11 protein-coding genes are annotated in these 13,111 nt (G+C 50.2%); 3 read left to right on the top strand and 8 right to left on the bottom strand.

The window, feature by feature from the left end; translation table 11 throughout:
* The first annotated feature begins 26 nt into the window (after positions 1 to 26).
* Positions 27 to 695 carry a DUF305 domain-containing protein gene (locus ABD880_RS00865; RefSeq protein WP_345161363.1) on the top strand — a complete coding sequence of 223 codons (669 nt, stop codon included), beginning with the start codon at positions 27 to 29 and terminating at the stop codon, positions 693 to 695.
* Positions 696 to 956: 261 nt separating this feature from the next.
* On the opposite strand, the gene ABD880_RS00860 is transcribed toward ABD880_RS00865, so the two are convergent.
* On the bottom strand, positions 957 to 1,571 hold the full coding sequence (locus tag ABD880_RS00860) for a DUF2911 domain-containing protein (protein WP_345161361.1): 615 nt from the start codon (positions 1,569 to 1,571) through the stop codon (positions 957 to 959).
* A gap of 517 nt (positions 1,572 to 2,088) precedes the next feature.
* Here ABD880_RS00860 and ABD880_RS00855 point away from each other — a divergent pair.
* Complete coding sequence (locus ABD880_RS00855) at positions 2,089 to 2,448, top strand: hypothetical protein (RefSeq protein WP_345161359.1); 360 nt, start codon at positions 2,089 to 2,091, stop codon at positions 2,446 to 2,448.
* A gap of 262 nt (positions 2,449 to 2,710) precedes the next feature.
* On the opposite strand, the gene ABD880_RS00850 is transcribed toward ABD880_RS00855, so the two are convergent.
* The 7 genes from ABD880_RS00850 to ABD880_RS00820 all read right to left on the bottom strand — a co-directional run bounded on the left by ABD880_RS00850 (position 2,711) and on the right by ABD880_RS00820 (position 10,871).
* A complete protein-coding gene (locus ABD880_RS00850; RefSeq protein WP_345161357.1) occupies positions 2,711 to 4,033 on the bottom strand; it encodes an efflux RND transporter periplasmic adaptor subunit in 1,323 nt (440 codons plus the stop codon).
* On the bottom strand, positions 4,030 to 5,373 hold the full coding sequence (locus ABD880_RS00845; protein WP_345161355.1) for a heavy metal-binding domain-containing protein: 1,344 nt from the start codon (positions 5,371 to 5,373) through the stop codon (positions 4,030 to 4,032). The genes ABD880_RS00850 and ABD880_RS00845 overlap by 4 nt, the downstream gene beginning before the upstream one ends.
* Positions 5,351 to 6,607, bottom strand: coding sequence for a TolC family protein (locus ABD880_RS00840; protein ID WP_345161353.1), 1,257 nt, complete (start codon positions 6,605 to 6,607; stop codon positions 5,351 to 5,353). The genes ABD880_RS00845 and ABD880_RS00840 overlap by 23 nt, the downstream gene beginning before the upstream one ends.
* The gene (locus ABD880_RS00835) at positions 6,591 to 8,483 is read right to left on the bottom strand and encodes an efflux RND transporter permease subunit (RefSeq protein WP_345161351.1); all 1,893 of its coding nucleotides are present in this window, start codon (positions 8,481 to 8,483) and stop codon (positions 6,591 to 6,593) included. The genes ABD880_RS00840 and ABD880_RS00835 overlap by 17 nt, the downstream gene beginning before the upstream one ends.
* Positions 8,473 to 9,756 (bottom strand): efflux RND transporter permease subunit, encoded by a 1,284-nt coding sequence (locus tag ABD880_RS00830; RefSeq protein WP_345161349.1) that lies wholly within the window; start codon positions 9,754 to 9,756, stop codon positions 8,473 to 8,475. The genes ABD880_RS00835 and ABD880_RS00830 overlap by 11 nt, the downstream gene beginning before the upstream one ends.
* Positions 9,757 to 9,883: 127 nt before the next feature.
* Entirely contained in the window at positions 9,884 to 10,171 is a 288-nt protein-coding gene (locus ABD880_RS00825; RefSeq protein ID WP_345161347.1) for a heavy metal-binding domain-containing protein, read from the bottom strand.
* A gap of 307 nt (positions 10,172 to 10,478) precedes the next feature.
* A complete protein-coding gene (locus ABD880_RS00820) occupies positions 10,479 to 10,871 on the bottom strand; it encodes a hypothetical protein (RefSeq protein ID WP_345161345.1) in 393 nt (130 codons plus the stop codon).
* A 782-nt stretch (positions 10,872 to 11,653) separates the two neighbouring features.
* Between ABD880_RS00820 and ABD880_RS00815 the strand changes: the two genes are divergently transcribed.
* Positions 11,654 to 12,991 (top strand): hypothetical protein, encoded by a 1,338-nt coding sequence (locus tag ABD880_RS00815; RefSeq protein WP_345161343.1) that lies wholly within the window; start codon positions 11,654 to 11,656, stop codon positions 12,989 to 12,991.
* Positions 12,992 to 13,111 lie beyond the last annotated feature (120 nt).

Raw genomic sequence — 13,111 nt, 5'->3', positions numbered from 1 at the left:
ATTACTGATACGCACATACAACAACTATGAAAAAGAGAAATTACAAATATGCGGCTGTCCTGTTTTTGAGTGGTGCCTCTTGCCTGTTCAGCGCCTGTGGCCAGAACTCAGACAAGACAAGTACCACCTCGCAAGAAGAGCAGACCATGGCAGACCATAATATGGGAGACGGTGGAGCCAGCTCTAATAAAATGATGGACCTCATGCATGAGAACATGACAGACATGCAAAAGGTACAAATGACAGGAGATCCAGACCATGACTTCGCCTTACTGATGGCAGTTCATCATGAAGGCGCCCTGACCATGGCCCAGGAACAGGTTGATGCTGGTAAAGACACGGCCTTGGTAAACATAGCCAAAGCAACGCTCCTCATGCAGAAAGAGGAGATAGACCGCCTTCAGAAGTTTGCAGATGCTCAAAAAAACAGCACCGGTGACACAGCCAAAACTATGCGCATGATGGCCCCCATGAAGGACATGATGACCCAAATGAACCATAACACAAAAGGAGGGACAGACCATCATTTTGCAACTTTGATGAGCCTGCACCACCAAAGCGGGATTGACATGGCCAAGGCTTACATACCTATGGCAAAATCTGTAGAGATAAAAGCAATGGCCCAAAAAATAATAAATGATCAACAGAAAGAAAAGCAGCTGCTGGACAACTGGTTAAAGCAGAACAACCTGTAAATGGTCAAAAAAAGAGCCCTCACAGATAGAACTTTTACCTGTTTTTAAAAGAAAACAAAAAGGTCTGGCACAAAGCTTTATCAATGGCTTTGTGCTAGACCTTTCCTTTTATTGATACCCGGGTATCAACCAATTAACGTCCTTTGTATTAAATGATTCAGGGCATCCCAGCAAGTGGTTTTACCTTAACTCAATCATGGAATTAGGTGGCACCTTCTCTTCGTGCATTCTGAGTATGTTCCCTAATCTCCCTAGGTATCCTTACCGCTGCGTGCTAACAGGCAAAGAAACCTTAAGCTTCTCCCAACGGATGGTGATGGCCCCTGTTGTTCCTGTACCTCCTTCTATTCCATACTTGAGCCTTTCCTGGTTTTGCGTCAAGGCTTGTGGCTTCACCTTTACCCGCAGAACGTCCTCTTTCTGGTCATAGTCATCTGCCAGGTGTTGCTCAAAGTCCTTGTTCAGGATAATGGTCCACTCCTCGCGCCCTGGTATGGTAAACAAAGCATAGGTGCCAGCCGCCACTTCTTTCCCGTCTATGGTTACCCCCTTGGTAAAAGTCACAGAGGTGGCTTTGTGCGCCCCGGTCACCCATACTTGGTCATAGGGCACCAGCCCTCCCCAAATCACTCTCCCTCTCACTCCCGGTGCATGGTAGTTTATGGTGATAGCCGCCTGCCCAATAGTGCCCTCTGCCTGAGAAGGGATGCTTTTCTTAATAGTGTCTGGTTGGGCACTGGTAGTAGCCGGGGGCGCCTTTTGCTCAATGGCAGTTGGAGCTTGCTCTGCCGTATTCTCTTGGGTGGTAGAAGAACATGCGCTCATGGAGACACCTACAATAGCGGCTGCTGCGATGATAGAAAAGATCTTTCTCATGAAAGTCTAGAGTTAGGGTTATTTTAAAACAATGTGATAGGCGCAGGAAAATAAGCTGCTTTTTATAGCTTCTGGCCATTGGTTATGCACCTTAGGACATCAAAAAAGATGGCACTGTCCCAAGACTAAGATAGAGAAAGCATTTAAGAAGATACTGCCAAAATTATCAACGCTTTTAAAACCTATATTTTTAATGCCTTGCCCTTCTATAGAAAGACTAACATGACATGCTATCCCTCAGTATCATTCATCAATTGTCTTCTAGTAAAAGCAGTCAATCCAGGCCATTTCCTTAGCATGGAACAGAGTCCGGGTAAAAGATTGGGTTTCTTTAAAGCGTAGATTCTACCAAGTCCTTTTAATGGCAGAAGTATTTTAAATAGAAGGTGAAAGAAGGAAACAAGTATATTTATAGATTAATGCCTGATGTTTGACCGCAAAAGTCTAAGGCTGTATCCTAATTGACATGCACCTTAATTGTCTTTTCCTTTAACAACTGAATACTATTTAAACTTATATGAATTCTTTCAAATCGATCTTATTAACCACTGTGGTGGCAGGAGTATCTCTTCTGGCATTGAGCGCCTGCGACAAATGTGAGGGCGATAATCCTAGAGCACGTGTCATCAACCAAGGCACTAAAGATGCCAGTGTCCAGATTAAAACCTCTAACGGAAACACGGAGAACATCAACAACGTGCCGCCAAAAACAACCTCTGCCGTTAGAGAGTACGCAGCCGGCACCGTTACTTTTACCATTACCCTAGACAAAACTGAACTTGTAGAGACGGTGCAAATGAACGAGTGTCATGAATATGACATCACCATAGCTTCTGACAACACCATCTCTACCACAGACCGCGACTTGAACGACTAAATACGATTTGCCATCAGTTCTACTCAGACAAAAAGCCCGACACTGAATTTCAGGTCGGGCTTTTTTGTACAAGCATGATTCCGTTTTCTAAGGATGGTGTTATTGCACGCAAGAAAATTCCATAAACCACAGCACTTTGCCTACTAGCAGCGGGTAGGCTTTGGCCGCATTATATTGATGGTCTCCCTGCAACCGTTTTTGGCTTCTTTTCCAGAAAACAAGCCAAAAACGATTGAGATGTTTCAAAGGGTGGGTTTTCTATTTAATGATTATGTCCAGCCATGGGGTCTGCCCCCTGCTTGAGCACATACTCACTGTAGAGCAGATACGCTCCTGTTACTACCACCGTATCATTGGCTTGCAGACCGCTGGCAATGGCTACTTGGTTGGCGCTTTCCTCGCCTAGCTTCACCATGCGGGGACTAAAGGTATTCTGTCCTGTTTTCACCCATACGTGCGCGCCCTTGGCGTCCCGCACCACGGCATCCAGCGGCAAAGTCAAGGCTTCGCGCACCTGGGCTGCTACCGTCATGGTGGCCTGGGTACCTGGTATCAACCTGCCACCTGGGTTAGGCACTGAGGCCCTTGCAATCACCACCTGGCTGTTCTGCCTGAACTCTGGGTTGATGAAAGAGATATTGGTTTGGATGGGCGCGTTGCTACCGGCTACAGTGACGTCTACCGGGGTGCCTATCTTTAACGCTCCGGCTTCACCGACGTACAATTCAGCCTCCGCCCAAATGGTGTTGAAACGGCTTATGCGGTACAACGGGCTTCCCTCGGCTACATACACGCCTTCTGCGGATGCTATTTCTGTGACTGTGCCTGAAGTTGGCGCCACAAAGGTGATGCGGGCGTCCAGCTTTCGGGTGCGGGCAATGCGGTTGATCTGGGAATTGGTGAGTCCGGTTAAGAGAAGTTTTCTTTTAGCCGCATCCAGAATGGAGGCAAACTGCCGTTCCTGCGGGAACGCCCTCACCTGATCAAGCGCCAGAAGGTACTCCTGCTCTAAGGTAAGCAAGTTCTCACTGTACAAGTCATACAAGGGCTGGCCTTTTCTAATGTGCTGGCCTGTCTCTTTCACATACAAGCGCTCAATGCGCCCGGCCGCCCGACTGCTGATAAGATCGGCTTGGGTTTGATCTACCACCAAACGGCCAGTGAGTACCGTACTGCTTCCTACCTGTCCCTGCCGGATGGGTTTGTATGTGATGTTCCCCAGTTTTATCTGGTTGTCACTGAGCATGATGCTGGCCTCTGAAGACGAAGAATCCTGCTTTTTAACAGGCACCAGGTCCATGCCGCAGATGGGGCAAGAACCGGGTTTGTCCTGCACTACCTGCGGATGCATGGGACAGGTATAGGCGCTCGCCGATTTTGGCTCCTTTTTCTGTTTTTGGACCAAAACCAGGTCCATGCCACAAATAGGGCAAGAGCCGGGCTCGCCTTCCACAATCTGCGGGTGCATGGGGCAGGTGTAGCTGGCGTCATCTGCCTGGTGGGCGTCGTGCTCATCTGTCTTGGTGCAGGCCACCAGAAAAAACGCGGCCAGTAAAATGGTCAATAGGTTTTTGATGTGTCTCATCTGTTCGTGTCGGCTACTCTAATAAAACTCTCGCTGTCCACCAGAAACTGCGCGTTGGCCGCCACCACGTCCGTCTCCTTCAAACCAGAGGTAATCTCCACCAGGTCTTCGGTGCGCTGGCCCACTTGTACTGCTACTGGTTTAAACACACCATTTAGTTTCAAGAAGGCCACGGCTTGGGTACCTAAATCCAACACGGCCTCTTTGGGCACCCAAAGCGCGGAGCCGGTGCTGAAGGTTGCCTTGCCTGTAAGAATCTGCCCTATAAACAAGGAGTTGTCCTTAGCCGGAAGCAAGGCCCGCACCTGCGCAAAGTTTTCATTGGCGGCATAAACCGGCTCCACCAAATGCACTTTAGCTTGCAACTTTTTGTCTGGCTCTTGCGGAAAGGAGATAGCAATGGGTGTTCCCTTTTTCAATTGGCCTGCTACGGCACTGGGTACGTTGAACTGCGCCCAAACTTGAGAGGCATCTATCACCTTGAGCAAGGCCTGGCCGGTGGTCACGTACATGCCTTCCCTAATGGCAAATCCTTGTTGCGGTGCGGCCGTCTGTGCGCCCGCACTGGCCGGACTAGCCCCTGAATTTGCGTTGCCCATGCCTCCCATGCCATCACCGCTACCACCAGCCGAAGCTGGAGTAGCCGTTGCACCGGGAGCGACGGCCGTCACCGATGGATCCAGCACGTATCCTGCGTATGGGCTGAAGACCGAGAAGGTATAGGACTCTTTCCCGGTTCTGGTCAATTGCCTTATCTGCCCATCGGTGGCACCCAACAGGCGTAACTTTTGGCGCGCTCCGGCTATGAGGGACGTGTTGCTTGGGTCATTCTTGAGCAGGTACAGAAGTTCCTTCTGAGCCGTTACCAATTCAGGGCTATAGATGTCATACAATCGTTGGCCTTTGCTTACCTTTTGGTAGTTAAACTGCACGTACAGCTTCTCAATACGGCCGGCAAACCTTGCGGGAATAATGTACTGTCGGCGCGTATCATAAGTCACTACGCCTGCCATGGTGATTTCTTGCTCCAACGGCCTCTGCACGGGGTGCGTGGTCTGCACAGAAGAAACCACGGCCTGATTAGCCGGTTGTAACAAATAATCTAAATCTGTAGCGACAGCTACTCCTGGTGCATTGGCAGGTTGCTTGGCCACCAGGTCCATGCCGCAGATGGGGCAAGAGCCGGGCTTGTCCTGCACAATCTGCGGATGCATGGGGCAGGTGTACTCCAGGGCATGCGCCTCCTCTCCTTTTTCAGCCTTGTCCTGGCAGGCGCTAAAAGAGAAGGGCAACAGCAAAAGGAGCAACCCAAGCAGCCTATTTTTCCAGTTCTTTTTCATAGTTCACACCAATTAGGTAGAGTTGCTCTAGGTTGTTGAGGTATTCCATCTGGGCCATGTTAAGGGCTTCCCAGGCGTCTATCACCAGGGGTAGCTGGCCCGTGTTCTGCTCATAACTCAAGAGCGTGGTTTCATAGTTGCGACGCAGGGCCGGGATGATCTTCTTCTCATAATTCTGCACCTGCGTCTGCTTGGCCTGTAGTTCAAGGGCCATGCTGGCCACCATGTTCTGGGCCTCATTCAAGAGGGCCTCCCTGCCCTTCTGCATACCTTGTATTTCTAGGTTAAGAGCGGTGGCATTGGCCTTGTACATTTTAGAAGACCAGGGCGCAATAGGAATAGACACCATGCCCATGAGCGTGAAAGACCGAGGCATCATCTTATCCCGTGGCATCATGTTGTCAAACCGAATGGCAAAATCTGGTTTGCGTTGCAGGTCTTCCAGGCGCCGGTTTAGTTGCATGGATTGAATGGTGCGGTCTATCTGGCGCACGTCACTGCGGGTGGCGCTCAGGGAGGCGGTGTCTGGGAGTAGAATGAGCTCAGGCGCCTGTGCAGTGGTGTCCACCTTGAATCTATTTTCTGGTGGTAGGTTCATGAGCATGTTCAACTGGATGTTCTTCATCTCAATCTCACTGTTGGTCATGGTGAGCATGTTCTCCACCTCGCCTACCCGGCCTTCGGCTTTGTAGATGCTGCCTAGTGAGCTTTGGTTGTACGGGTAGCGCACCTTGCCCAGCTTGAGCATGAACTGCATGATGCGCTGACTCTCGGCTAGTACCGCCTTCTTCTTCTCCAATACCACCCACTGGTAATAGGCGGTTTTGGCCTGCGCCCTCAGTTCATTAAAAGTCCTGTCACGGCCTGCCTCCTCAATGGCGGCTCTGGACAGCTGGTATTCTTCGCGGGCTTTCAATTTGGCGGGGTTGGTAATGTCCTGCTCCACGGACAACATGTACATGGCGTCATCTTCGCCCTCGCCTTCCATCATCTTCTGCCCCGGGTACGGGTACATAAAGACCCCAGCACCCACCATGGGTGCCATCTGGCTTCTGGCTCCCTTGGCCATGGCATTTTGCGCCTTCGCCCTAAACGTAATCTCCTGTAGCATGCCGTTGTTCTGGGCAATTCGGGTAAGGACCGTGTCCAGGGAGAGCACCTGGGTTTGAGCCAGGGCAGACACGCTCAGCAAAACCAACAAGGCACCCAAATAAAATCTAATGCTTGACATCATAAACCTCTAGTTTGCCGTGTTTCTTGAGTTCATATTCCTTGGTCATCTCAAACACCACCGGAGTTACCAGCAAGATGTGAATGGAAGATGTAAACACACCACCAATGAGCGGCAGGACAATGGGCAACATCACATCGGTACCAACCCCAGTTGCCCATAGAATGGGAATCAAACCGAAGAGCGATACGGACACCGTCATGATCTTGGGCCGCAGGCGTTTGGCCGCTCCCTTAAAGACGTATTCCCGCAGGTCTTGCTTGGTAATGGTCTGGCTGGAGTTTCCTTTCTTAGCCACCAGTTCATTCATGGCTTCATTCAGGTACACCACCATGAGCATGCCGGTCTCAACCGCCATCCCAAACAACGCAATGAAGCCCACCGCCACCGCTACAGATAAGTTGATGCCATAGAAGTACACAATGAAGACCCCGCCCACCAAGGCGAATGGAATGGTGACCAGGTTCAGCAAGGCCTCTTTGAAAGAATGGAAGGAGAAGTACAGAATCAAGAAGATGATGAGCACTACCAGCGGAAGGATAATCTTAAGCGTCTTATTCGCTCTGATCTGATTTTCCCACTGGCCGCTCCATTCCAGGTGATAGCCGTCTGGGATGCCCGTCACCTCCTGGTTGATGGTCTTGATGGCTTCCTGCACGGTACTTCCTAAATCACGGTCGCGCACATTGAACAGGACCGCTCCCCGCAACTGGGCATTCTCTGAGGTGATCATGGGCGGACCATCCACAAAGGCCACGTTGGCCACAGCAGAAAGCGGCACCGTTCCAGAGGTACTGGATTGAATGGGAATGCGCCGAATGCGATCCAGGCTATTGCGGTATTCCTGTGCCAGGCGCACGTTAATGGAGAAGCGTTGCCGCCCTTCAATGGTAGTGCCAATGGTGGCCCCGCCCAAGGCAGACTCTACTACGCTGTTCACGTCATTGACAGACAAGCCATAACGCCCCAGGTCCTCGCGCCGCGTCTGAATCTCCAAGTAACGGCCACCGGTCACCGGCTCAATGTACAAGTCTTTCACGCCATCCACCTCTTGCAAGGCATTACGTACCCGCTCAGACACCACTGCAATAGAGTCCAGGCTCTGCCCGTACACCTTCACGCCCACGTCCGTCCTGATGCCCGTGGCCAGCATGTTAATGCGGTTGATGATGGGTTGCGTCCAGCCGTTGATGACCCCAGGGATTTGAAGTTTCTGGTCCAGCTCAGCAATGATCTTGGCCTTGGTCATGCCTTCGCGCCACTGGGACTGCGGCTTGAGCTGGATGATGGTTTCTATCATACTGATAGGCGAATTGTCCGTTGCCGTGCTGGCCCTTCCGGCTTTGCCCAGCACTTGCTCCACCTCTGGCGTGGACTTGATGATCTTGTCCTGCACCTGCAGAATGCGCTTGGCCTCTGCGTTAGAAATATCTGGCAAGGTCACGGGCATGAACAGGATGGAGCTTTCATCCAGGGGAGGCATAAACTCAGACCCCAGACTCAACAGCATAGGAATACTCACCGCCAGGGCCAGAAGGTTAATGCCAATGGTGGTCTTGCGCCAGTTCAGACACCAGCGCAGGATGGGTGAATACACGCGCTCCAGAAAGCGGTTGATGGGGTTAGCGCTCTCCTGTTTGAACTTGCCTTTGAGCAGCAAGGACAACAGCACCGGAGTCACGGTAATGGCCACCACTGCGTCTACCAGCAAGATGAACGTTTTGGTCCAGGCCAGCGGACTAAACAAGCGTCCCTCCTGCCCGGTCAAGAGAAACACCGGCAAGAACGAGGTGATGATGATGATGGTACTCCAGAACACGCTGGGGCCCACCTGCTTAGAGGCTTTCTCTATGATGGACAGTCGTTTCTTATTCTCCATGGCGTTCTTCTTCTAATTGGGCATCTGCCAGGTGGCGGTACGCGTTCTCTACCATCACAATAGCGTCATCTACAATCACCCCCACCGACAGGGCAATACCGGTCAGGGACATAATGTTGGAGGTAATGCCAAAGGCGTTCAATAATATAAACCCGATGGCAATGGAAAGCGGCAATTGAATGATGATGATGAGGGCACTGCGCCAGTGAAAGAGAAAGAGAAACACAATGGCAGAAGCCACCAGCATCTCTTCTATGAGCGTGGTCTTCACCGAATTGACCGATTCGTTAATGAGGCCACTGCGGTCATAGACAATGTTGAACTTGACGCCTTTGGGAAGACCTTTGGCTACTTCTTCCATCTTGGTTTTCACGTTCCTGATCACTTCCTCGGCGTTCTCGCCGTAGCGCATGACTACAATGCCGCCCACGGCCTCGCCCTCGCCGTTCAGGTCAAAAATGCCCAGGCGGCTTTCGCCGGTCATCTGAACGGTGGCTATGTCCCGCACGCTCACCGGTATGGTGTTCTGGGTCACAATGGGGATGCTCTCTATCTCTTCCAGGGACTGCAAATAGCCGGTGGTTTTGATGATGTAGCCAATGTCACTCATCTCAAACTTGCGCCCGCCGCTCTCATTGTTATTGGCCCGCACGGCGGCCATCACCTGCGGCACAGACAGGTTAAAATAGGTGAGCTTGTTAGGGTCAATAGTGATCTGGTACTGTTTCTGGAAACCGCCAAAAGAAGCAATCTCACTTACGCCGGGCACGTTCTGCAAAGCAAACTTGACGTACCAATCCTGCACCGCCCGCTGTTCGCCCAGGTCCATGCCTTGCGCGTCTAAGGTGTACCAGAGAATGTGACCCACGCCGGTCCCGTCAGGGCCCAGGGTGGGAATGGCGCCTTCGGGTAAGAGGCGGTTGGCGTAGTTTAGGCGTTCCAGCACCCGGGCGCGGGCCCAGTAAATGTCTGTCTGGTCATCAAAGATGATGTAGATGAAACTCATCCCGAACATGGACACGCCCCGCACATACTTGACTTTCGGCATACCCTGCAGGTTGGTCACCAGCGGGTAGGTGACCTGGTCCTCTATGATCTGCGGACTGCGGCCCATCCATTCTGTGAACACGATGACCTGGTTTTCAGACAAATCTGGAATGGCGTCTACCTTGCTGGTAGTGACAGAATACAAGCCCCAGCCAAACATGCCCGCCGCAATGAGCAGGACAATCATCCGGTTACGGAGCGAAAAAGATATGAGTTTGCCAATCATAAAATGCGTGTGTTTATGGCATCATAGGGTTTGCGTTTTCGGCCTGTTTTCTGGAAATCAGGCCAAAAACGACTTGGGTCTTGGTAGCCCGCCGCCAGAACTAATGCCCTGGCGGCGAGCGTAGAATTTAGTGTTGGTCGTCATCGTGGTGCTGTTGGGCAGCGGCGGCTGAGTCCAGCTTCTGGCCGGGCTTCACTTCTTCCAGGAACATGCCGCACTTAGGGCACTTACCTTTCACGTCGCTCACCACTTCTGGGTGCATGGGACAGGTATAGGTTACGCCCGCCATTTGTGTTTCTGTAGTGGTAGTAGTGGTGGCTTCAGTGGTCTTTTGCTCTGTGCCAGAGTTGTTGCAGGCAGAGAATACAGTTAGGCCAAAGAAGGCCATAACCAAGGTTACTTTTAGAGTTTTCATATTCAAAGTGATTTAAGTGAAACAGATAAAATCAGCTGGACGCACGCTAAACAAAACTGTCCAGGCAAGTCCATAAATTGGAGACATGCCTCAGCCCAAAACCTTTTGGTTTGTGGCATATGCGCATGAAAAGAAGAAAAAAGGAAGATGGCCTGAAGCGATGGTTTGCCTTTAAAACGGACCCGCAAATTGGTATTTACAGAAGTTTAATAGGAAACGAAGCGCCCTGAAGCGGCAAAAGCCACAGGCACAACAAGGCGGCATCCTTGGCCAGAAAAGACAAGGCTACGCCCGGGATGGAAAGAAATTACAGTAGAAAGGTTTGATGCAGAATACTAAGGTCACGCCCCGTGATGGGCGGCGGCAAGATGACCACTGGAAGTGCTTGTAAAACCACCAGACGGATGCTATAGGTATAGTCAGTGGAGGCAATTTGTTCCTGCACTTTCACCGCTTTGGCTACTTGTCTACTAGAAGACCCGAAGGTGCTTTGCAGGGCCACGCTTCGTTGCATGACGCAGGACATGTCACCGCACTCCTTCATGGGTTCCTTGGCGGCTTTTTTGCAGCAACAGCCTGGCTCTGAGAAGAAACCGATGGAGGTCTCACCCTTTCCGGCGCATTGCGTCACTGCTACTTTAAACCCCATGGACGCCAACAGGATGGCAACCAGTAAGGAGTAGTGTACAAGTGCTTGCAAAGCCTTCATGTCAATAGAAAGGTGAGTTTAGTACCAAAACGTGGATAAGCCCAGAGTGTTGCCTGTCTACGGGTATCAAGGTAACAAAAGTAAAGGAGCTTGGTTACGGACCTGTTATACAATTTTGAAGAAGATGTGTAAAATCCCTTCAGCCTTAGCCTGCTTATGAATTGCAGAACTACAGTAGCGGCGTTCCTTTACTCGCCGTGGGTCACTACAACAAACAACTAAAACCTAACATGCACCATACCCAAGCTAGCACTTCTTTATCCAGCCCCCTATAGAACTGTCTTAAAGTCCAACCGATTAAGGATTTTAAAACAAAACTTAGACTGGCTACATCTAGAAAAAATTAAAATATTTATAACATTATTTATCTTATTGCGTTTTCCATGTACTACCTGTTGGCTATTTCATCACTGGATAGCTCTTTGATTGTCATTTCATGGTGTACCTTTTGTGGTTGCATTGCTATGTACCACTACCTGACTATAGGTAGTCAATTATTGACTACCGCTATCCGTTGATCTGGGGGCCCCTCCAGATGCCAACAACCTACACATCCTACCCTTCTTCCTTTATTCTCACGCACCTTTGGCTACTTCTTTAGCATGCAGCCTATGTGATCGGGATACGCGCTTTTGTTGGTTGTGGCTTATACACCACAACTACACATAGCTGGCACCTAAGCTATGTCCTTTTGCTATTATTTACCCTGACACCCCCCTCCAAAAAAGCCACACTTAATCCAATAATTTTTTATGAGAACAACTAAAAAAAGTATGCAGATCAAAAGTTTCGCTAAAGGGTATGCCCCCTCCATCCTGGTAATGGTATTTACAATTTTCACGTTTGGCAGCTGTCAAGATGATCTGGACCAGGAGGCAAGTCCTAGCCTAAAGGCAAGCTCAGATTCTTACATGGTTAAAACAGGTGAGGTGAACCAACAAGCAGGGTTTTACTTTTTGTCTCCTATTGTCAAGGAAGCGTCTTATAGCGGCACCTTTGATGAAAGCCTTTCGCCGGTGGTAGAAATTTGCCCTACGGCAGACTGCGGCACCACCCTACACGCCTCCTTTACGGTAGACGGCAGCGGCTCTGAAAAAGTGCGGGTCAATATGGAGGAAGAACATTATGTGGTCAATTGGAACACCAAGGCTACGGGGGCTGCCGTTGGGCAGACATACAGGGTGCGTGTGACATTAGGCGAGCAAGTGCTGGGCTACTTTGACGTTAAAATGATTAGCTCAGGCGCTCAGGCCAAGACGGTTGCCCCAGGTTTAGCCGCCTTGGTGGCCGGCCAGACGTTGCCAGTCAAATTTAGAATTGAAAAAGAAGACGATGGGGGTGTACAAGTGCCGGGCCGTGATATTGTGGTGTTTAACGATATCAATATGTTTGATAACACTGCCATGGAAAACCCCAATAATGTTAGGTTGGTACAAAACTTAGTCAATTTTACCACCGCTGGTGACCGCAATGACGGGAAAGTGGTATGGATGGATCGTGGCAGAGGCTCTTACTGTTACGCAGGCAATGAATGTGATGACTCTAACTGGGCTACCATGAAGGCCACTATGACGGCCGAAGGTTTTTCCATTGAAAACATACTGTCCACGGCCGGCTCACTGACAAGTATTCCGGCAAATGTGAAGGTCATCTTCTTGGTTATGCCTATCTTAGACTATACAACACCAGAAGTGAACACCCTTAAACAGTTTGCGGCAGATGGAGGTAGAATTGTTTTCATTGGTGAACACAGTAGCTACTATCAGCACATTCCGGTTCAAAACCAACTGTTGATTAGCCTGGGGGCTGTCCTTAGAAATACGGGTGGTGCTGTTGATTGTGGATATAATGTCCTGCCGGCAACCTCTATGAGGGAGCACCAAATAACAGTAGGCGTAACAGACGTTACCATGGCCTGCGCGTCTGTCATTGAGCCGGGGGCCGAAGATTTCGCCTTGTTCTATGACAAATCAAATTCCCGCGTCTTGGCCGGGGTTGCAAAAATTGATGTGACGCCCATTGCCGCGCAACTGGTGGTTACATCTGCTAGAATGACCATCAATCAGATATATGATGAAACAATCAACTATACCAGTGCCTCTGGGAGATAAATTTTTTATTTAATCCCTTTTAGCAGAGGAGCTACCAACAGATTATACATAGGTTTATCTGTTGGTAGCTCCTCTGTTTATGTATCCTGTAATAGTAATTGCCTGCCATGTAGCGTCTAC

It is taken from the genome of Nibribacter koreensis (assembly GCF_039541795.1).
GTDB lineage: Bacteria > Bacteroidota > Bacteroidia > Cytophagales > Hymenobacteraceae > Nibribacter > Nibribacter koreensis.
This window is presented reverse-complemented; position numbering and strand designations above follow the sequence as displayed.

Bases quoted from the DNA above. Each gene is read 5' to 3' on its own strand.
- ABD880_RS00830 (WP_345161349.1), bottom strand. From the start codon at position 9,756: ATGATTGGCAAACTCATATCTTTTTCGCTCCGTAACCGGATGATTGTC.
- ABD880_RS00850 (WP_345161357.1), bottom strand. From the start codon at position 4,033: ATGAGACACATCAAAAACCTATTGACCATTTTACTGGCCGCGTTTTTT.
- ABD880_RS00840 (WP_345161353.1), bottom strand. From the start codon at position 6,607: ATGATGTCAAGCATTAGATTTTATTTGGGTGCCTTGTTGGTTTTGCTG.
- ABD880_RS00815 (WP_345161343.1), top strand. From the start codon at position 11,654: ATGCAGATCAAAAGTTTCGCTAAAGGGTATGCCCCCTCCATCCTGGTA.
- ABD880_RS00865 (WP_345161363.1), top strand. From the start codon at position 27: ATGAAAAAGAGAAATTACAAATATGCGGCTGTCCTGTTTTTGAGTGGT.
- ABD880_RS00845 (WP_345161355.1), bottom strand. From the start codon at position 5,373: ATGAAAAAGAACTGGAAAAATAGGCTGCTTGGGTTGCTCCTTTTGCTG.
- ABD880_RS00835 (WP_345161351.1), bottom strand. From the start codon at position 8,483: ATGGAGAATAAGAAACGACTGTCCATCATAGAGAAAGCCTCTAAGCAG.
- ABD880_RS00855 (WP_345161359.1), top strand. From the start codon at position 2,089: ATGAATTCTTTCAAATCGATCTTATTAACCACTGTGGTGGCAGGAGTA.
- ABD880_RS00860 (WP_345161361.1), bottom strand. From the start codon at position 1,571: ATGAGAAAGATCTTTTCTATCATCGCAGCAGCCGCTATTGTAGGTGTC.
- ABD880_RS00825 (WP_345161347.1), bottom strand. From the start codon at position 10,171: ATGAAAACTCTAAAAGTAACCTTGGTTATGGCCTTCTTTGGCCTAACT.